General features: G+C 62.2%; 15 protein-coding genes. 14 read left to right on the top strand and 1 reads right to left on the bottom strand.

What is annotated here, in order from left to right; translation table 11 throughout:
- The first annotated feature begins 76 nt into the window (after positions 1–76).
- The 8 genes from KYT87_RS29545 to KYT87_RS29510 all read left to right on the top strand — a co-directional run bounded on the left by KYT87_RS29545 (position 77) and on the right by KYT87_RS29510 (position 10118).
- Positions 77–1132: an AbrB family transcriptional regulator gene (locus KYT87_RS29545; protein ID WP_219991457.1), complete on the top strand. Its 1056-nt coding sequence runs from the start codon at positions 77–79 to the stop codon at positions 1130–1132.
- Between the two features lie 246 nt (positions 1133–1378).
- A complete protein-coding gene (locus KYT87_RS29540) occupies positions 1379–1585 on the top strand; it encodes a cold-shock protein (protein WP_046806066.1) in 207 nt (68 codons plus the stop codon).
- A 2306-nt stretch (positions 1586–3891) separates the two neighbouring features.
- Positions 3892–5811, top strand: a complete 1920-nt coding sequence (mnmG, locus tag KYT87_RS29535) for a tRNA uridine-5-carboxymethylaminomethyl(34) synthesis enzyme MnmG (protein WP_046806065.1) — start codon at positions 3892–3894, stop codon at positions 5809–5811.
- Positions 5808–6521, top strand: a complete 714-nt coding sequence (rsmG, locus tag KYT87_RS29530) for a 16S rRNA (guanine(527)-N(7))-methyltransferase RsmG (protein ID WP_219991456.1) — start codon at positions 5808–5810, stop codon at positions 6519–6521. Before mnmG ends, rsmG begins: the two co-directional genes overlap by 4 nt.
- The gene (locus KYT87_RS29525; protein ID WP_046806063.1) at positions 6518–7318 is read left to right on the top strand and encodes a ParA family protein; all 801 of its coding nucleotides are present in this window, start codon (positions 6518–6520) and stop codon (positions 7316–7318) included. Before rsmG ends, KYT87_RS29525 begins: the two co-directional genes overlap by 4 nt.
- Before the next feature lie 10 nt (positions 7319–7328).
- Positions 7329–8153 (top strand): N-acetyltransferase, encoded by an 825-nt coding sequence (locus KYT87_RS29520; RefSeq protein WP_219991455.1) that lies wholly within the window; start codon positions 7329–7331, stop codon positions 8151–8153.
- Positions 8154–8197: 44 nt separating this feature from the next.
- Positions 8198–9121, top strand: coding sequence for a ParB/RepB/Spo0J family partition protein (locus KYT87_RS29515; RefSeq protein WP_104142430.1), 924 nt, complete (start codon positions 8198–8200; stop codon positions 9119–9121).
- Positions 9114–10118 carry an asparaginase gene (locus tag KYT87_RS29510; protein ID WP_219991454.1) on the top strand — a complete coding sequence of 335 codons (1005 nt, stop codon included), beginning with the start codon at positions 9114–9116 and terminating at the stop codon, positions 10116–10118. Before KYT87_RS29515 ends, KYT87_RS29510 begins: the two co-directional genes overlap by 8 nt.
- Before the next feature lie 11 nt (positions 10119–10129).
- Here the strand turns inward: KYT87_RS29510 and KYT87_RS29505 are convergent, their stop codons facing one another.
- Positions 10130–11023, bottom strand: a complete 894-nt coding sequence (locus KYT87_RS29505; RefSeq protein WP_046806060.1) for a LysR substrate-binding domain-containing protein — start codon at positions 11021–11023, stop codon at positions 10130–10132.
- A 116-nt stretch (positions 11024–11139) separates the two neighbouring features.
- Here KYT87_RS29505 and KYT87_RS29500 point away from each other — a divergent pair, with 116 nt between their 5' ends.
- The 6 genes from KYT87_RS29500 to KYT87_RS29475 all read left to right on the top strand — a co-directional run bounded on the left by KYT87_RS29500 (position 11140) and on the right by KYT87_RS29475 (position 18759).
- Positions 11140–11727: a cysteine dioxygenase family protein gene (locus KYT87_RS29500; RefSeq protein WP_219991453.1), complete on the top strand. Its 588-nt coding sequence runs from the start codon at positions 11140–11142 to the stop codon at positions 11725–11727.
- Positions 11728–11729: 2 nt separating this feature from the next.
- Positions 11730–12911: a cystathionine beta-lyase gene (gene metC / locus KYT87_RS29495; RefSeq protein WP_219991452.1), complete on the top strand. Its 1182-nt coding sequence runs from the start codon at positions 11730–11732 to the stop codon at positions 12909–12911.
- 8 nt (positions 12912–12919) lie between these two features.
- Positions 12920–14515 carry a rhodanese-like domain-containing protein gene (locus KYT87_RS29490; protein ID WP_370638792.1) on the top strand — a complete coding sequence of 532 codons (1596 nt, stop codon included), beginning with the start codon at positions 12920–12922 and terminating at the stop codon, positions 14513–14515.
- 170 nt (positions 14516–14685) lie between these two features.
- Positions 14686–15753: a tripartite tricarboxylate transporter substrate binding protein gene (locus tag KYT87_RS29485; protein ID WP_255593745.1), complete on the top strand. Its 1068-nt coding sequence runs from the start codon at positions 14686–14688 to the stop codon at positions 15751–15753.
- Between the two features lie 194 nt (positions 15754–15947).
- Complete coding sequence (locus tag KYT87_RS29480; RefSeq protein WP_219991450.1) at positions 15948–17333, top strand: glutamine synthetase family protein; 1386 nt, start codon at positions 15948–15950, stop codon at positions 17331–17333.
- A 37-nt stretch (positions 17334–17370) separates the two neighbouring features.
- Positions 17371–18759, top strand: a complete 1389-nt coding sequence (locus tag KYT87_RS29475) for an aldehyde dehydrogenase family protein (protein ID WP_219991449.1) — start codon at positions 17371–17373, stop codon at positions 18757–18759.
- The last annotated feature ends 40 nt before the right edge of the window (positions 18760–18799 follow it).

Genomic DNA, 18799 nt, shown 5'->3' with positions numbered 1-18799 from the left:
TGCGCGATGGGCGAAGAGAGTTTTCGTAAGTATCCCACTAACTCATAATTCGTTTTTTTCGCAATGAGCGAAAGCGATGAACGTGGACGGGATCGTGCGGCGGAACATGTTGTTGAGGGTGGCGGGGGGATTGTCGATTGCGTCGGTGGGCGCGCTGTTGGCGGTGTGGGCGCAACTGCCCTTGCCTTGGATGCTGGGCGCCTTGCTGGCGACGGCTGCAACGCGCATTGCTGGCGTGGGAACCGCCTGCCCGCGCGCGGCGCGCAATGGGGGCCAGTGGGTGATCGGCACGTCGCTGGGTTTGTATTTCACGCCGCAGGTGTTGGAACACATCGGCAGCAACGCCGGCCCCATCATCGTCGGCATGGTGTTCGCCCTGGGGCTGGCGTTCATGGGTACCGCGATGCTTCGCCGCTATACGGATGCCGACTTCAAGACTGCCTGGTTTGCATCGGCCATCGGCGGGGCCAGCGAAATGGCCAGCCTGGCGGAACGCCACGGCGCGCGCATTGACCGCGTTGCCACAGCTCATAGCGTGCGCGTCCTGCTGGTGGTGATAACGGTGCCGTTTATTTTCCAGTGGTGGGGCGTGGCCGGCCTGGATCCGACGGTGCCTGGACCCCAGAGGGTGCACGGCTGGGGCCTGGCCGCATTGGTGCTGCTGACGTGCTTGGGCGGGCTGGCATTCATGAAGCTGCGCTTGCCAAATCAGTGGGTGCTGGGGCCCATGGTGGTGGCAATGCTGTTAACTGTTTTCGGCATTGAACTGTCCGCGCTGCCCGACTACGTGCCCAAGGCGGGGCAGCTGCTGATCGGCTGGTCACTGGGAGACCGTTACCGCCCGGATTTCTTTCGCGCGGCGCCGCGTTTTATTGCGGTGGTGGCCGCCTTCACGCTGGGCGCCCTGGTGCTTGCTTTTGGTTTGGGCGCAATGCTGTCGTATTGGTCGGCAGCCCCGGCCCCGACGCTGATATTGGGGACGACGCCGGGGGGCATTGCTGAAATGGCCATCACCGCCAAGGTGCTGCAACTAGGCGTGCCGGTGGTCACCGCGTTTCACGTTACGCGCATGGTTTTTGTCGTGACTGTGACGGGCCCGATTTACGCCGTTCTTGCGCGGCGCCAAGCCTAATTCCGCAGTGCGGGCCTTGGGCCGAGTCTGAAAAATGCGACATTGGGGTAAACAACAATATGAGTCGCCGATGCCGGATGAGTATGCTGATTCCGCAGTTGATTCAAGCAGCGCGCGGACTCGTTCTGTTGCTTGGCGACGAGCGAGAACACAGCGGCAACGCAGGGTTTTATACCGGTCGTTCAGTTCTCACGGCGTCCCCCTTGATTCATTGCATTTCAAGTTAATTACAGGACGCTAGAGAAAATGGCTCAGAAGGGCAAAGTTAAGTGGTTCAACGCTGACAAGGGTTATGGCTTCATCACCCCGGATGTCGGCGGAACCGAAGTTTTCGCACACTTTTCCGCCATCCAGGGCCGCGGCTATCGCAGCCTGAACGAAGGGCAGGAAGTCGAATTCGAAGTTAAGGATGGTCCGAAAGGACCTCAAGCGGCCGAAATTCGCCCGCTCTAAATCGGGAAATCCCTTTTCCCGTCTGCCAGGTCCAAACCTGGCTACAACGCCCCAAGATCTCCGGATCTGGGGCGTTGTTTCATTTGTGCGGCCTTATGGTCAGCAACGCCTGTGGGTCGGCGACAGTTTGATGTTAGTGCCCACTAACATGTTCTCAAACCTTGGATAACTCTGTGGATAATTATTTTTGAGCATCAAGGTTTGGGTGCTCATTAATGAAGCACCGCGCTCGGCATATACGGGGTTTTGCACAGATTTTTGGTTTTTACCATTTACTCGATGGCGCCGGCCAAGCAAGGCTCAAATGGCGGCCTGCCATGTCCTCGTATCAGAAGAAAACCAGCATTTCCCCAGGGAAAACGGGCGCTTGGCGGCACTTTTCAATGGGGCCGTCTTTCGGATGGGCCCGCCGTCGGTGAGGGGTTTAGCGGCCGTTTAGACCGGCCTTTTTTTCATTTCGGCGCGGTTGTTCACAAAGATATCCCCATCCCGGTTATGCACAGATTCTTGCCCGAAAGCCGCCGAAATAGCCTGCTCAGCCTGTGGATAGAATTGGGGATAGGAACGCGGGCCGGCCCGTTTTGGCATCGCGTCCAGCCCCCAGATTGTGCTTTTCCGGTTCGCTGCGGGACTTTTCTGCCCAGACCGCGTCAATCGCGAAACAGGTTCTCTCCAAGTCCGGAAGAAGTCTGCGAAGCCGGCCGGGCGAGTTTTCAACAGGGTTCACATGAAACCGCCGCCTCTCCTCCAAATGGATGATGGCGCGCGGCGTTTCCGCCGGGCAAGATACTTGTGCAATCAATAATTGCTGCGCCCGTGCTTGCGGAAAATACGCGTGACAAAAACAGTAAGTCTGCACAAGTTTGTGGATAAACCGTGCGCGAGTTTTCGTCGCAATTTGACTTGCCGCTGCGGATCTAGTTCCCGGCAATGGCGATCGCTTCAAATTAAAAGTTGGCAGGACTTGTGGGCGGTATTGCGTGCGGATTGGCATCTTATCCACAAAGTTGTCCACGTGAAAAATAGCGTTCGCTTGGGTTTGGCTTAATGCCAGATTACTCGCGCGTCTCACGGGGAATTCCTCTGATTTGAAGCGGGTTCTCCTATGAAGCCCGCGCCAGTAATTTAAATGCCAATGCCGATGTTGCCGTCGCGGACTGGCTGGTTTGAATCACGGTAAGGCCCGGTGGTTCTCGTCGGCCCAACAAGTTATCCCCAAAGTTGTTCCACGTGAATTCGCCTGCGGTTATTAGGTCTTCAGTTCGCGGGTTGTTGATAAGTCGTTCGTCTGGGTTTCAGGAATGGAGTCGACTTACTCACATGACGGTGTGCATAACCTGGAGCCATTAAGTGGCCTCCGTCTGATTGGCTCGTTCTCGGAAGTTCGACGCTGGCGCGACCGTGAGAGTTCAAATTCGGGAGCAGTACACAAATGCGCTGTCGGGCTTCTTGCGTGGTGATGCAAGCGGTGATATTTCCTGGGCTCGATTTTTGCTGTACAGAAAAGTTTGCCTTCGCACTCCCCGTGGTTTCGTCGGTGGACGGTTTCCCTAAATAAAAAAATAACGGCTTGTTCTGGGTAAGGGGTAGGGTAGCGGGTAAAAAACGCTTTTTTTTAGGTATGGACGTTGCGTTTTCTTTGCAGTTAATTGGCTGAGTCATCGCGCGCTCGAGGCCAATCAGGTCGATGCACCGTCGCAAGTCTGGATAGACCTCGGCCTACACGCGAGGATGTTCCACGTGAAACACCCGCGTTATGGCGATTACGCGTCAAGGAGGGGGGTGTTTCACGTGGAACAAATACCGCAGGCGTTATTGAAGAGATTGTGGTCCTTTCCCCCTCGGGCGCTTAACCGATGTTTCACGTGAAACATCGCCCGCTACTACTCTATCGGACCGTGGATACAGGGCAACCATTCCACGGAAAAGGAGTCGCTGTCTTTTCTGCCCACTACGTTCGGCATGGTTCGATGTTTCACGTGAAACATCGCGGACGCGCGGTTGTTCCACGTGAAACACTGGGGTGAGTTCAGGATCAAAGGCGACGAACCTTCGCGCCGACCCCTCGTCAGCTCGCCAGCGTGCTATTCGTTCTTCACATCCGGTGATATGTTCCACGTGAAACATTGAACGGGACGCCGGCACTTGCCGACATATTCGTCGATCGCACCTCCCGTGCGTTGCCAATAACGGACGCCGCAGCGCCAACAGGCCGCTCAATCTGAGTGCCGGAATGTTTCACGTGAAACATGCAATCCCTGCCTCTATAATGAGCACCGAACGCCTTCTTATCTTTCCTTCCCATCATGGACTATCCCCGCGAATTCGATGTCATCGTCGTTGGTGGCGGCCACGCCGGCACTGAAGCGGCACTGGCTGCTGCCCGCGCTGGCGCGCGCACGTTGCTGTTGACGCACAACATCGAAACCCTAGGCCAAATGTCTTGCAATCCCTCCATTGGCGGGATCGGCAAGGGCCATCTGGTTAAAGAAGTCGACGCCCTGGGTGGCGCGATGGCTTTGGCCACGGACGAAGCGGGGATTCAATTCCGCATTCTCAACGGCTCGAAGGGGCCGGCTGTGCGCGCCACGCGCGCCCAGGCCGACCGAGTCCTGTACCGTCAAGCGATCCGGGGCCGCCTGGAAAATCAGCCGAATCTCTGGCTGTTCCAGCAAGCGGTGGAAGACCTGATGGTGGAAGGGGACCGTGTCGTTGGCGCTGTGACGCAGGTCGGCCTGAAGTTTCGTGCAAAGACCGTTGTCCTGACGGCCGGTACCTTTCTGAACGGCCTGATTCACGTGGGACTGCAAAACTATTCGGGCGGCCGGGCGGGTGATCCTCCCGCCATTTCCCTGGGCCAGCGACTGAAAGAACTGAAGCTGCCGCAGGGGCGCCTGAAGACCGGAACGCCCCCGCGCATCGACGGGCGGACCATCAACACCAGCATCCTGGAAGAGCAACCCGGTGACCTGGACCCGGTCCCCGTGTTCTCTTACATGGGCAATGTGTCCATGCACCCCCGCCAGCTTCCCTGCTGGATTACGCATACCAACGCGCGTACCCACGACATCATCCGCGGTGGCCTGGACCGTTCCCCGATGTACAGCGGCGTCATCGAAGGGGTGGGCCCGCGATACTGCCCGTCCATCGAAGACAAGATCCATCGTTTCGCCGACAAGGAATCGCACCAGGTCTTCCTGGAACCCGAAGGGTTGGATACGCACGAGGTCTATCCCAACGGCGTCTCCACCAGCCTGCCGTTCGATGTGCAGCTGGAGCTGATCCACTCTCTGCGGGGGCTGGAAAACGCGCACATCATGCGCCCGGGCTACGCAATCGAATACGACTACTTTGATCCACGTGGATTGAAGAGCACCCTTGAGACCAAAGCGATTGGCGGTTTGTTTTTCGCGGGTCAGATCAACGGTACGACCGGGTACGAAGAAGCTGCCGCGCAAGGCCTGCTGGCAGGCGTCAACGCCGCGCTGCTTTCCCTTGGCCGGGACCAGTGGACGCCGCGCCGCGACGAAGCCTATCTGGGTGTGCTGGTGGATGACCTGGTCACGCGCGGCGTGACCGAGCCTTATCGCATGTTCACCTCGCGTGCGGAATACCGGCTAAGCCTGCGCGAAGACAACGCCGACCTGCGCCTCACCGAAATCGGTCGACAGCTGGGTATTGTTGACGACGCCCGTTGGGACGCCTTCAACCGCAAGCGGGACGCGGTGGCGGCGGAAGTGGAACGGCTGAAGTCCTCGTGGGTGAATCCGCGAGTCATGCCGGTAGAGATTGCCGAGCCGTTGTTGGGCAAGGCGATTGAACGTGAGTACTCACTAGCTGACCTGTTGAAACGCCCGAATGTTTCCTATGAAGCATTGATGGCCGTGCAAAACGCCGACGGCTCATTGTTGGCCGGCCCAGGCGTGGTCGCTGACGACATCCTGGCCGAACAGGTCGAAATCCAGGTGAAGTACGCCGGCTACATCGCGCGGCAGCAAGATGAAGTCCAGAAGCAAATCTCGCACGAGCTGCAGCCCATTCCGGCGGACGTCGATTACGACGCCGTGACCAGCCTGTCGTTCGAAGTGCGCCAGAAGCTCAAGACGCATCGCCCCGAAACCGTCGGCCAGGCCGCGCGTATCTCGGGCGTGACCCCGGCCGCGATCTCGCTGCTGCTCATACACCTGAAGCGCCTGCACTACGGCTCGCGCAAGCAAGCCGCATGACCGCCCACACCGATCAGGCCGGCGCTGACATGGCCGGCCGCCTGTCTCGTGCGTGCGAGCAGCTGGGGCTGCCTGCCGATGCAGATCAGCAAGCCAAGCTGCTGAACTACATGGCGCAGATGCAGCGCTGGAACCGCACGTACAACCTCACCGCCATCCGCGATCCGCAACAGATGTTGATCCAGCATCTGTTCGATAGCTTGTCGGCCGTGGCGCCGTTTTACAAGGCGCTGGGCGACGCGGGCGTATCGGCCAAGGTCTACGACGTGGGATCGGGCGGCGGCTTGCCAGGCGTCGTTCTGGCCATCATGCAGCCCGCATGGTCGGTGACCTGCATCGACGCCGTTGAAAAGAAAACCGCATTCGTGCGTCAGATGAGCGGCGCGCTCAGCCTGCCGAATTTGCACGCACTGCATGCACGCATCGAAACGCTGGAGCCCGCCGAGTGTCACATCGTGACCTCGCGGGCCTTTGCGTCGCTGGACGATTTTGCGCAGCTTGCAGGTCGCCACGTGCGCAACGATGGTACCCTCGTCGCGATGAAGGGCAAGGTCCCCGAAGAAGAAATTCTTGCGCTGCACGCGCGCGGGGACTGGCAGGTCGATCACATTGAGCCGCTTCGCGTGCCGGAGCTGCAAGCAGAACGCTGCCTGATCTGGATGCGCCGCAATGAAGGGCGCGGCGAAGGACGCAGTCAAGGAACCCTATGAAGAACTTACCCCCCAGCACAGCCGCCCGCGTCTTCTGCATCGCCAATCAAAAGGGCGGTGTGGGCAAGACGACGACCGCCATCAATCTGGCGGCGGGCCTTGCCACGCACAATCAGCGCGTGCTGCTGGTGGACCTGGACCCGCAGGGCAATGCCACGATGGGCAGCGGCATCGATAAGAATGCGCTGGAATCGAATCTGTACCAAGTGCTGATTGGCGAGGCCACCATTGAACAGGCCCGCGTGAAGTCCGAATCCGGCGGCTATGACGTGCTGCCGGCCAATCGCGAACTTTCCGGCGCCGAGATCGACCTCGTTCAGATGGAAGAGCGCGAGCGCCAGCTGAAAAGGGCGATCGATACCGTTTCCGGCCAGTACGATTTTGTATTGATCGATTGCCCGCCCACGTTGTCGCTGCTGACGCTTAACGGCCTGGCCGCGGCGCACGGCGTCATCATCCCGATGCAGTGCGAATACTTCGCCCTTGAAGGCTTGTCCGATCTGGTCAACACCATCAAGCGCGTTCACCGCAACATCAACGATGATTTGCGCGTGATCGGGTTGTTGCGCGTCATGTTCGATCCGCGCATGACGTTGCAACAGCAAGTGTCCGCGCAACTTGAAGCGCACTTTGGAGACAAGGTGTTCAAGACGGTCGTGCCCCGCAACGTGCGCTTGGCCGAAGCACCCAGTTACGGCATGCCGGGTGTCGTGTATGACCGCGCGTCACGCGGCGCGCAAGCCTATATCTCGTTCGGCGCCGAAATGATCGAGCGCGTCAGAAAGGATCTGGATTAAGCCTTTCGCCATGTCCGTCACCGCGCTCTTTTCCCGCCCCGTATCGCCCACGTTTCGCCCGCCGCCTGCCGACGAGCGCGACCGCCTGCGCGTGCGCCTGGAAGAGGCCGCGTTGAATGCCACGGCGGTGCGCGCGCAGCTGCTCTATGATGGCTGGCTCGTGCGTTTTGCAGCGTCGCCCGCCAAGCGCGTGCGCAGCGTCAACGTGCTGGGGTTATCCACACGTCCGCTGGACGAGCGGCTGGCGTATTGTTCTTCGTTGTATGCGCGCCAGGGCTTGCCCATGGTGCTGCGCATAACCTCCATCGGCCCCGATTTTTCGCTGGATGCCGAGCTGGAGGCCCGAGGCTATACCTACACCGGTGAGACCCGAGTCATGAGCATGTCGCTCGCCCCCAGACTCAGCGCCCGGGGCGGCCTGTCTTTCAGGAACGTCGACACCGATCGCTTCGCGCAAGCGGTCGGCGCCATGCGTGGGTCTACGCTTGAGCACATCGTCGAACACCAGGCGCGGCTGCAAGGACTGGCTGTGGATAAGCTGCCCGTGCTGGCATTCGATGCCGCCGGGCAATGCGTCGCCGCAGGCCTGGCAGTCCGCGACGACGACTTGGTGGGCCTGTTCGACATCGTCACCGATCCCGCGCAACGGCGTAAAGGCTATGCCGATGCCTTGATGGATCACCTATTGAGCCAGGGCGCCTGCGGCGGCGCCACGACGGCATATTTGCAAGTCGAGCCGGACAATACCGCCGCGCGCGCCCTGTATGGCCGCTACGGTTTCAAAGACTGTTACGCGTATTGGTACCGCTTGCCCGCCGAGCAGCGGCACGCCTGAGCTTCGGCCCAGGATACAAAAACAGAAGGAAAGAGGATTTAACTATGGCCACCAAGAAACCCAAGGGATTGGGTCGCGGACTGGACGCCTTGCTTGGCGCGGACGCGCCTGCGATCGACAACATCGGCAAGGCCGTCGCGGCCAAGCCCGAGGGTCCGCCATCCACCTTGCCCATCTCGAAGATGCGCGCCGGCAAGTATCAGCCGCGTACGCGCATGGACGAAGGCGCCCTGGGTGAGCTGGCCGAATCGATCCGCACGCAAGGCATCATGCAGCCCATTCTGGTACGCGGGCTGGGCGATTCCGCGCCTGGCCATTACGAGATCATCGCGGGCGAACGCCGTTTTCGCGCCGCGCAGCTGGCCGGCTTGAAGGAAGTGCCTGTGCTGGTGCGCGAGGTGGCCGACGAAAACGCGGCCGTCATGGCGCTGATCGAAAACATCCAGCGCGAAGACCTGAATCCGCTTGAAGAGGCGCATGGCGTGCGCCGTCTGCTGGACGAATTTGGTCTGACGCACGAGCAGGCCGCGCAGGCGATCGGACGTTCGCGATCGGCCACCAGCAACCTGCTGCGCCTGTTGAACCTGGCGGCGCCCGTGCAAACGATGCTGCTGGCCGGCGACGTAGACATGGGCCACGCGCGTGCGCTGCTGGCGGTGGATGCGGCCACGCAGATCCAGTTGGCCAACCAGATCATCGCGCGCCGCCTGTCGGTGCGCGAAGCCGAAAAGCTGGTCGCCAAGACCGCCAAGGACGCCGAGTCTGCCTCGTCGCCGCGCAAGAAGGCCAACGGCGCCTCGCGCGACCTGACGCGTCTTGAAGAAGCGCTGTCCGACCATCTGGGCACGCGCGTTGCCTTGAAGGTGGGCGCCAAGGAAAAAGGCCAGATCGTCATCGACTTCCATGGTTGGGAACACCTGAATTCGCTGCTGGAACGCCAGGGCTTGTCCGGGGTCGTGGATGCCTGAGCACGCGTTGCCGGTCATTGCCGTATTGGCCACGGGCGGCACCATCGCGGGCGCTCAATCCGACGCGACGTCGGCCGGCTACAAGGCCGGTTCGTTTTCGGTCAATGACCTGCTGGGCGCGGTGCCGCAGCTGGCCCGCATTGCGGATATCCGCGCGGAACAAATCGCCAACGTAGGCAGCCAGAACATGACGCACGCGGTCTGGCATGCGCTCGCTGCGCGCGTTGATGCGCTTTGCCAGGATGCCTCGGTGGCCGGCATCGTCATTACGCACGGCACCGATACGCTTGAAGAAACGGCTTACTTTCTCAGCCTGATCATTCAACACGACAAGCCCGTGGTGCTGGTCGGCGCCATGCGCCCGGCCACGGCCCTGGGCGCCGAAGGCCCGGCCAATCTCTACAACGCAGTGGCGCTGGCGCGCCACCCCGATGCGCGCGGCCGTGGGCCGCTGGTCGTCATGAATGAAGACGTGCATTACGCGCGTGAAATCCAGAAGACCGCCAGTGCGGGACTGTGCGCCTTTGCGTCGCCCAATCGTGGTCGTGCCGGCGTGATGCATGGCGGCGAGCCGTGTTTTTATTCTCGCAACACCACCGTTCATTCCGCACAAAGCGAGTTTTCACTCGCATTACTGGAAAAGTCCGGCTGGCCGCGCGTGGACGTGGTTTACGCCCATGCCGATATGCAAGGCGACGTGATCGACTTTGTTGCGCGAGCCGCCGACGGCATCGTGCTGGCCGGCGTGGGCGATGGCAATGCGACTGACCTGGCCATCGGTGCGCTGGGTCGTGCCGTGGCCGACGGCGTGGCGGTGGTGCGGTCCAGCCGCACCGGCAGCGGTTTCGTGGCCCGCGATGTCGAATTGGACGACGGGCTGCTGGGCTTCATCGCTGCACGCGACTTGAACCCGCAAAAGGCGCGCATCCTGTTGATGCTGGCCTTGTCCGTCACGCGCGACGCGACGCAGATCCAGACCATCTTCGACCGCTACTAAAAGCGCGATAGCTACGACGCGCGCGGCACTTGCGCCGCCGCGTCGGGCTGCTGCGCCAACCCCAGGTTGCTGCGCAACATGTCGTAGACCTGCCGCGTCAGCGGATTGATCAGATCGCGTCTTATCCACAGGAAATAGGTCACGTCCGGCAAGGGCGGCAAGCCTTCCTTTTCGCCCAGCACGCGCATTTCAGGCCCCAACAGCTCTACGCTGCGTGCCGTCACGCCCAGCCCGGCACGCAACGCCGCCTTGATCCCCACCAGATTCGGCGCCACGTAATTGGTATGCCAGCGTACGCGCGCCTGTTCCAACGCGTTCAAGGCCAAGCGGCGAAAAATGCTGGGCTCGTCGGCCAGCACCAGCGGAACGGGCGCGTGCGGGTCATGCACATAGTCGGCGGACGCCAACCATACCGTGGGAGATGTACGCAGTGCGACGCCTTCGAAGTCCTGATCAAACCGCGTCGAAATCGTCAGGTCGATCTCGCCGGCGCGCAGTGCGTCCATCAGGAAAGGGCTGCGATCCACCCGAATCTCCAGCTTCACGCGCGGCGCCGACCGGGCGATGTGCGTCAACAGCGTCGGCAGGATGGTGTCCGCCACATCCAGCGGCGCCCCCAGGCGCAGGTCTCCTTCCAGTGGGCCGTCCTGCAACGCGCGCAGGGCCTCATCGTTGATGGCCAGCATGTGGCGCGCGTATTCCACCAGCCGCCGCCCATGCGATGACAGCACCTTGTTGCGCCCCTGCTTTTCAAACAACGGCAGCCCGATGGTGGATTCCAGCCGCTGCATCTGCTGTGTGATGGCCGACTGCGTCTTGTGCAGCCGGTTGGCCGCCTCAGAAAAGGTGCTGTGCTGGGCGATAGCAGTCAGTGTGCGAAGCAGATCCAGATCCAGATTGCGCATGGTGCCCTCAACGTATTAGCGATGCTAATGAGATGTTAAGGCAATTTAAATTGTTGGTGCCCGTTCCCGGCGATACAGTAATCCCAATAACTCATGCACCAAGAGGGAAAAGCAAGGTGAACAACGCACATCCAAATCAGGCGGGCATTGAGGCCGCTATTGAAAATATTAAAAAAACTGTAGGAAATAAAGGGCTGAATCGAGACAGCCTGGACGCGGTCCTGCAAGAGTTGATTGGCCTTGCCGCGCACACCGACTGGTGGACGGGTGAACGGTACGCGCCGCCCGAGGACGGCGAACGGCAGGCCCGCTACCTGATCGCCGAAGACGACGACAAAAGCTACGCGCTGTACCTGAACGTCATGCGCCCGGGCAACAAGATCGTGCCGCACAACCACACCACCTGGGCCTGTATCGCCGCCGTGGAAGGGGTGGAATACAACTACGTCTATGACCGCCTGGATGATGGATCCGTGCCGGGCGTGGGCCGCCTGGAAAAGACGGGTACCGTGGTGGTGGGCCCGGGCGCCGGCATTGCGTTGATGCCCGACGATATCCACGCCGTGGAAATCCAGGGCGACAGCGTCATCCGCCACCTGCACATGTACGGCCGCGCGCTCGAAACCCTGGACCAGCGCCTGGGCTTCGACCTGGAGGCCGGCACCTGCAAGGTCATGCCGATCGGCGTGAAGACGCGCCGCTGATCATGAAAAAGCCCTACCAGTCGGCGACGCGGCTGTTGCGTGCCGGGCGCCCGCATCAGGGGTGGGTGAACACCCCCGTGACGCGCGCCAGCACTTACGTATTCGACAGCGTTGCCGCGTGGCGCGACACGCGCACGCGCCGCGAACAAGAGCGCTTGCCTTCGTACGGCGCGCGCGGCACCGACAGCACGCACGCGCTGGAAGATGCACTGGTTGAACTGGAGCAGGGCCACCGCGCCGCGCTGTATCCCACCGGGCAGGCTGCCATTGCGATGGTGCTGCTGGCATTTTTGCGCTCGGGCGATCACGTGTTGGTCACCGACGCCGTGTATGAACCCGTGCGCCGCTTCTGCGTCGAACACCTGAGCCGGTTGGGCGTCGAGTACACGTTTTATCGGCCCGATGGCGTTGGTGTCGAAGCACTGATCCGACCGAACACACGCATGATTTACGCCGAAGCCCCGGGTTCGTTGACGTACGACATGCCCGACCTTTGCGACTTATCCACAGCCGCGAAAAAACACGATTGCTGGCTGGCTGTGGATAACACGTGGGCGTCGGGGTTGATATACAAACCGCTGACCTTGGGCGCGGATATTTCCGTGATGGCGGCGACCAAATACCTGGGCGGCCATGCCGACGTGATGATGGGCGCCGTGGTCACGAATGCTCGCGCCTGGCGTGCGCTGGAACGCGCCAATATCGACTTCGGCCAGACCGTGGGCGCCGATGACGCCTTCCTGGTCTTGCGCGGCATGCGCTCTTTGCCGTTGCGCATGGCGCAGCACGCCGCCAATGCGGCGCGAGTCGCTACGTGGCTTCAAGGCCGCCCCGAAATAAAGCGCGTGCTGTGTCCGGCGCTGCCCGGCGACCCTTCGCATGCGATCTGGCGGCGGGACTGCACCGGCGCCAACGGGCTGCTGACCCTTGAACTGGATGGCGCGTATACCGCGGCGGACGCCGACCGCCTGATCGACAGCCTGGAGCTGTTTGGTATCGGTGCGTCGTGGGGCGGTTTTGAAAGCCTGGTGATTCCTGTGCGGCTGGACACGCGTGCGCTGCCCGACGCAACGCCGCGCGGCGCCATGTTGCGTCTGCATATCGGCCTTGAAGACCCCATAGACCTGATCGGCGACCTTGAACAAGGGCTGTCCGCCATGACCAAAATTTCTCGTTCCCTTTGAATTCCATGATGCACGCAACCTCCGCTTCCCCCGCCGCCGACATCGACGCGCATACGCTCAAGCAATGGCTGCACGATGGCCAGGAAATCGCCTTGCTGGACGTGCGCGAACACGGCCAATATGGTGAGTCGCACCTGTTTTACGCCGCGCCCGTGCCGTACAGCCGGCTTGAAGTGGACATCGTGCGTCTGGCCCCCCGACGCAATGCGCGGGTGGTGGTGTACGACGAGGGCGGCGATGACCAGACGGCCGCGCGCGCCGCCCGGGCGCTGAGCGACCTGGGCTATCAGCAGGTGCATCGGCTGGCCGGCGGCATCGCCCAGTGGCAGCGCGACGGTTACGCCGCCTTCGCGGGCGTGAACGTGCCCAGTAAAACGTTCGGCGAACTGGCTGAAGAAGTTTTCCACACCCCCCGTATCAGCGCGCGGGAATTGGCTGCGCGCCAAGAGCGAGGCGATGATCTGATCGTGCTTGACGGTCGGCCGTATGCGGAATACCAGAAGATGAGCATTCCCGGCGGCATCTGCTGCCCCAACGGTGAACTGGCGTTGCGCGTACACACGCTGGCCAAGGATGCGAAGACCACGATCGTGATCAATTGCGCGGGCCGCACCCGCAGCATCATCGGCGCGCAGACGCTGATCAACCTAGGCGTGCCTAACCCCGTCTATGCGCTGGAAAACGGCACGCAGGGTTGGTATCTGGAAGACCTGCAACTGGAACACGGCGCACGCCGCCGTTACGAAGACGGAATCGAAACGGAAGCCTTGCCTGCGCTTGCCGAGCGTTCATCGCGGTTGGCTGCGCGCCACGGCGTGCCGATCGTGGATGCCGCCACCGTGCGGCAATGGCTGCGCGACACGTCGCGCACCAGTTTCCTGTGCGACGTGCGCAGCGCGGAGGAATTCGCGCAGGGGTCGCTGCCTGGCGCGCAGCATGCGCCCGGTGGCCAGCTGGTGCAGGCCACCGACCAGTACCTGGCCGTGCGCGGCGCGCGCATCGTCGTGTTCGACGCCGAAGGCGTGCGCGCGCCCGTGACGGCAAGCTGGTTGCGGCAGATGGGTTGGGACGCCTGCGTGCTGAAAGAGGGCACCGGCGCGGTCCTTGATCCCGTCGAGCCACGGGCGGACACGCCGGCCGTCTCGATGCTGTCCGACGAGGCTCTGGCGGCGGCCTTGCGCACCGGTGCACAAGCCATCGATATCCGCCCGGGCATGCGCTATCGCGCCGGGCACATCGCGGGGGCGCGTTGGTCCATTCGGCCGCGTCTTGATCGCCTGGACTTGCATGCCGGCCAACCCGTCATCCTGCTGGCGGAGGATGCCGCGTTGGCCGCATGGGCCGCCAAGGATCTGCGGGCGCTGGGCATCGCCGACATCAAGGTGAACATCGGTACGCCGGCAAGCTGGTCGGCGGCTGGCATCCCGCAGGAATCCACGCCCGACCGGCCCGCCGATAGCGAGTGCATCGACTATCTGTTCTTCGTGCATGACCGCCACGACGGCAACAAGGCGGCGGCGCGGCAATACCTGTCGTGGGAGACCAACCTGGTCAAGCAGATTGATGACCGCGAATTGGCGGGCTATCGCTTCGCGGCGGGCTGAGCCGCCGCGCTGACGCTGCCGTGACGGTCCGCAGAGACCGCGCGGTGCTTACAACGCATCAGATCGATCATTACGCCCCGGCGTTTGCCGCCGGGGTGCGGACGGTTCATGGCGAACCGACATGCAGGGGACGGCCGAGTATCCGGCCGCCGACACAAGGGGAAATCCAGATGAAGCATCAAGCACAACATGCAGGACATGCACAACAAGCACAACAAGCACAACACGTACGACACGTACAACACGCACGCGGCTGGGCCGCATTGACTGCCGCCGGTTTGCTGCTGGCCGGCGCATTGCAAGTCCAGGTCCAGGCGCAGACGCTGAAGGCGCCGGCCGACTATCCCAAGCAGGCCATCACCGTCGTGTCGCCGTTTCCCCCCGGGGGCGGCAACGACAACGTCGCCCGCCTGATCGCGCAGGAGGTGGGCGCCATCACGGGTCAGAGCGTGGTGGTCGAAAATCGTTCGGGCGCCGGCGGCAACGTGGGCACTGCGCAGGTGTCCCGCGCCAAGCCCGACGGCTACACGCTGGTGATGTCGCAAACCAGTGTCATGGCGGTCAACCCGCGCCTGTACAAAAACGTCGGCTTTGATCCGGTCAAGGATTTCACGCCGATTTCGCAGATCACGTCCGCGCCGCTGGTTTTGGTGGCTCGCACCGAAAGCCCCTACAAGACACTTTCCGACTACCTGGACGCCGCGCGCAAGCAACCGGGCATCATCACGTACGCGACACCCGGCAACGGCACCATGAGCCATCTGATGGGAGCGCTGGTGTCCAAGAAGGCGGGCGTGAATCTGGTGCACGTGCCATATCGTGGCGCCGCCCCGGCCATCACGGATCTCATGGGCGGCACGGTCGACATGCTGATTACGTCGCCAGCGTCTGCTGAACCGATGGTGGCCGCCGGCAAGCTGCGCATCCTGGCCCTGAGCCACGAGAACAGCATCGGCATTTTCAAGGGGGCGCCGACCCTCAAGCAAAGCGGTCTGGACGGCATTACGGCGGACGACTGGTATGGCCTGTTCGCACCGGCGGGCACGCCGCCCGAGCGCGTGGCGTACCTGGCGCAGGCCGTGGCGCAGGCAATGAAGTCGCCCAACGTGATTGCCAAGATCAACAGCGGCGGCAGCTGGCCGGTGGGCAGCCAGCCCGACGCCTTCAAGACGCGCCTGCAGGAAGACACCGTGTACTGGGCCGACATGGTGAAAACGGCTGGCGTGTCACTGGACTGAGGCCCTGGCCCGGCTGCCCCCGACCCTGCAACCTAGGGAAAATACTGCACGCACAGGGCTGCAAATTCGCGGCAAGGTGTCTAGACTCGGAAAAACCCTGAGAACACGCCGGTAGGTTTCCCTTGTCCCGCAAGCGGGGGCCGCGGCGTTTGTCCGCAGTCCCACGCAAGGCTTCAGCCACAAGGTGAACAAGCATGCATTCGCTAGGGGTAGCATCGGTGGAAGACGCGGAGCGGCTGGTGCAGGCCAGCGCGCTTTCGCACATCAAGGTGGGCTTGTCCGACGTCGACGGCGTCATGTTGGGCAAGTACCTGCGGCGTGACAAGTTCCTTGGCGCGCTGCGCTCCGGCCTGGCATTTTGCGACGTGGTGCTGGGCTGGGATCTGGACGATCAGCTCTACGACAACACGCAATACACGGGCTGGCACACCGCATACCCCGACGCGCAACTGCGTATCGTGCCGCAAACCGCGCGCCGCCTGCCGCTTGAGCAAGGCCCGAACGGCGAAGACATGTTGTTGTTCCTGGCCGAGTTCGAGGGCGACGCCGCCGCCATCTGCCCGCGTCGCCTGCTGCACCGCACGCTGGACCGTGCGGCGGACATGGGGTTCGACGTCTACGCCGCGCTGGAATATGAATTCTTCATGTTCCGTGAAACGCCGCACTCGGTGCGCGCCAAGCACTATCGCAACATGGAAAACTGGACGCCGGGCAACTTCGGCTATTCGGTGCTGCGCAGTACGGTCGAAGGGGACTTCTACCGCAAGCTGCTTGATTTATGCGAGCGCATGGACATGCCCATCGAAGGCCTGCACACCGAGACGGGGCCGGGCGTGCTGGAGGCGGCGTTGGCGGTGGACCAGGCGGCCCTGGCCGGCGACAAGGCATTTCTGTTCAAGACCTTCGCCAAGGCGCTGGCGCAACAGAACGGCTTGATGGCCACGTTCATGGCCAAGTGGTCGCACGAGCATCCGGGCCAAAGCGGCCACATCCACTTGTCTTTGCGCGACAAGAAAAGCGGGCAGTCGGCGTTCTACGATAAGTCGCAGCCGCATGGAATGAGCGCGACGCAGGTTGCGTTCATGGCGGGTGTGCAGCGTTACCTGCCCGAATTCATGGTGTTGTACGCGCAGAACATCAACAGCTATTCGCGGCTGGTGCCCGGCTATTGGGCGCCGCTGGACGCCACGTGGGGCATGGAAAATCGCACCACGGCCCTGCGGCTCATTCCGGGCAGTGATAAATCGCAGCGGGTGGAAGTGCGCATCGGCTCGGCGGACGCCAATCCTTATCTGGCGCTGTCGGCCGCGCTGGCGTCCGGCCTGTACGGCATCGAACAGGGGTTGACCCCGGAACCCATGGTGCAGGGCAACGCCTACACACAACAATTTCCCGCGCATCTGCACCTGCCCACGACGTTGTGGGACGCCGCGCAGCGCCTGCGCGGGTCAGACGCGGCGCGCCATCTGTTCGGTGATGCGTTCGTCGAGCATTTCGCAGCAACGCGCGAATGGGAAGAACGGCAGTTCCGGCGCCACGTCACCGACTGGGAGCTGGCGCGTTATTTCGAGATCATCTGATATCTGAACGCAAAGCCAACGCTTGCATAGGGCGACCATGACTCAGGAACTCATCACCATCAGTCCCATCGACGGGCGCGAGGTTGTGCGCCGCGCCTACGCCGACGATGCGCAGGTCGCGCGAGCGTTGGAACAGGCCCGGCAGGTTCAGCGCGCGTGGCAAGCGTTGAGCATCGCCGAGCGGGGGCGCATTGTGTCGGCGGCGGTCGACAGCTTTGTCGCGGCACGCGAGGAGATCGCACGGGCGATCACCATCCAGATGGGCCGGCCCTTGAGATACACGCCCGGCGAGGTGGGCGGATTCGAATCACGCGCGCGCCACATGATTGCGATCGCCGAGCAAGCGCTGGCGCCGATCCGCGTGCCCGAGCAATCGGGCTTTACCCGCTTCATCAGCCGCGAGCCCATCGGCGTTGCGCTGACGATAGCCCCGTGGAACTATCCGCTGCTGACCGCCGTGAACAGCATCGTCCCGGCGTTGATGGCGGGCAACACCGTCATCCTTAAACACTCCGACCAGACGCCGCTGTGCGCGGAACTGATCGATCGCGCGTTTCGGGACGCCGGTGCGCCCACGGGCGTGTTCCAGTATCTCCATGCCAACCATGACACCGCGCAGCGGCTGGTTCGCGCACCCGAGATCGGCTATGTGTCGTTCACGGGCTCGGTGCGTGGGGGGCGCAGCATCGAGGAGAGCGCGGCCGGCCGGTTTATCGGCGTGGGACTCGAATTGGGCGGTAACGACCCCGCTTACGTGCGCGAGGACGCCAAGCTGGATCACGCGGTGGAATCCCTGGTGGACGGCGCGTTCTTCAACTCGGGGCAATCCTGCTGCGGCATTCAGCGGATCTACGTGGCGCGGTCGCGGTACGACGAATTTGTCGAGCGCGCCGTTGCGCTGACGCAAGACTATGTACTGGGCAATCCGCTGCATTCCGACACGACGTTGGGGCCGGTGGTTCGCACGCGCGCGGCGGCAGAAATTCGCGACGTCATTGCAGAAGCGATATCGGCGGGTGCGCAGAACGCGATTGATCCCTCATATTTTCCTAATGCGAGCGAAGGCTCGTGTTATGTCGCGCCTGCCATCCTTACGCGAGTAAACCATCGCATGCGCGTAATGAGCGACGAATGTTTCGGTCCCGCCGTAGGCATCATGCCGGTCGATGGTGATGACGATGCGGTCGCTCTGATGAATGACAGCCCCTACGGGCTCACGGCCGCCGTCTTCACGCAGGATGAAGACGCCGCGTTATCGCTAGGCCGGCAGGTGCAGGCGGGCACGTTCTTCATGAACCGTTGCGACTACCTGGATCCGGCGCTGGCCTGGACCGGCGTGAAGCACTCGGGGCGGGGGGTATCCCTGTCCGTAGTCGGTTACGAGCAGCTGACCCAAGCCAAGTCCTTTCATCTACGCAGCGTCTGAGACAGCGCTTTGACACGACGTTAATCAGGAATCGAACCAT

Source organism: Achromobacter sp. ES-001 (assembly GCF_019448355.1).
GTDB classification, from domain to species: Bacteria; Pseudomonadota; Gammaproteobacteria; order Burkholderiales; family Burkholderiaceae_B; genus Achromobacter; species Achromobacter spanius_B.
This window is presented reverse-complemented; position numbering and strand designations above follow the sequence as displayed.

What these genes read in the sequence shown, in the direction of transcription:
- KYT87_RS29475 (WP_219991449.1), top strand. Translation starts at nt 17,371, where the DNA reads ATGACTCAGGAACTCATCACCATCAGTCCCATCGACGGGCGCGAGGTT.
- metC (WP_219991452.1), top strand. Translation starts at nt 11,730, where the DNA reads ATGAAAAAGCCCTACCAGTCGGCGACGCGGCTGTTGCGTGCCGGGCGC.
- KYT87_RS29480 (WP_219991450.1), top strand. Translation starts at nt 15,948, where the DNA reads ATGCATTCGCTAGGGGTAGCATCGGTGGAAGACGCGGAGCGGCTGGTG.
- mnmG (WP_046806065.1), top strand. Translation starts at nt 3,892, where the DNA reads ATGGACTATCCCCGCGAATTCGATGTCATCGTCGTTGGTGGCGGCCAC.
- KYT87_RS29520 (WP_219991455.1), top strand. Translation starts at nt 7,329, where the DNA reads ATGTCCGTCACCGCGCTCTTTTCCCGCCCCGTATCGCCCACGTTTCGC.
- KYT87_RS29515 (WP_104142430.1), top strand. Translation starts at nt 8,198, where the DNA reads ATGGCCACCAAGAAACCCAAGGGATTGGGTCGCGGACTGGACGCCTTG.
- KYT87_RS29485 (WP_255593745.1), top strand. Translation starts at nt 14,686, where the DNA reads ATGAAGCATCAAGCACAACATGCAGGACATGCACAACAAGCACAACAA.
- rsmG (WP_219991456.1), top strand. Translation starts at nt 5,808, where the DNA reads ATGACCGCCCACACCGATCAGGCCGGCGCTGACATGGCCGGCCGCCTG.
- KYT87_RS29525 (WP_046806063.1), top strand. Translation starts at nt 6,518, where the DNA reads ATGAAGAACTTACCCCCCAGCACAGCCGCCCGCGTCTTCTGCATCGCC.
- KYT87_RS29540 (WP_046806066.1), top strand. Translation starts at nt 1,379, where the DNA reads ATGGCTCAGAAGGGCAAAGTTAAGTGGTTCAACGCTGACAAGGGTTAT.
- KYT87_RS29510 (WP_219991454.1), top strand. Translation starts at nt 9,114, where the DNA reads ATGCCTGAGCACGCGTTGCCGGTCATTGCCGTATTGGCCACGGGCGGC.
- KYT87_RS29490 (WP_370638792.1), top strand. Translation starts at nt 12,920, where the DNA reads ATGCACGCAACCTCCGCTTCCCCCGCCGCCGACATCGACGCGCATACG.
- KYT87_RS29545 (WP_219991457.1), top strand. Translation starts at nt 77, where the DNA reads ATGAACGTGGACGGGATCGTGCGGCGGAACATGTTGTTGAGGGTGGCG.
- KYT87_RS29505 (WP_046806060.1), bottom strand. Translation starts at nt 11,023, where the DNA reads ATGCGCAATCTGGATCTGGATCTGCTTCGCACACTGACTGCTATCGCC.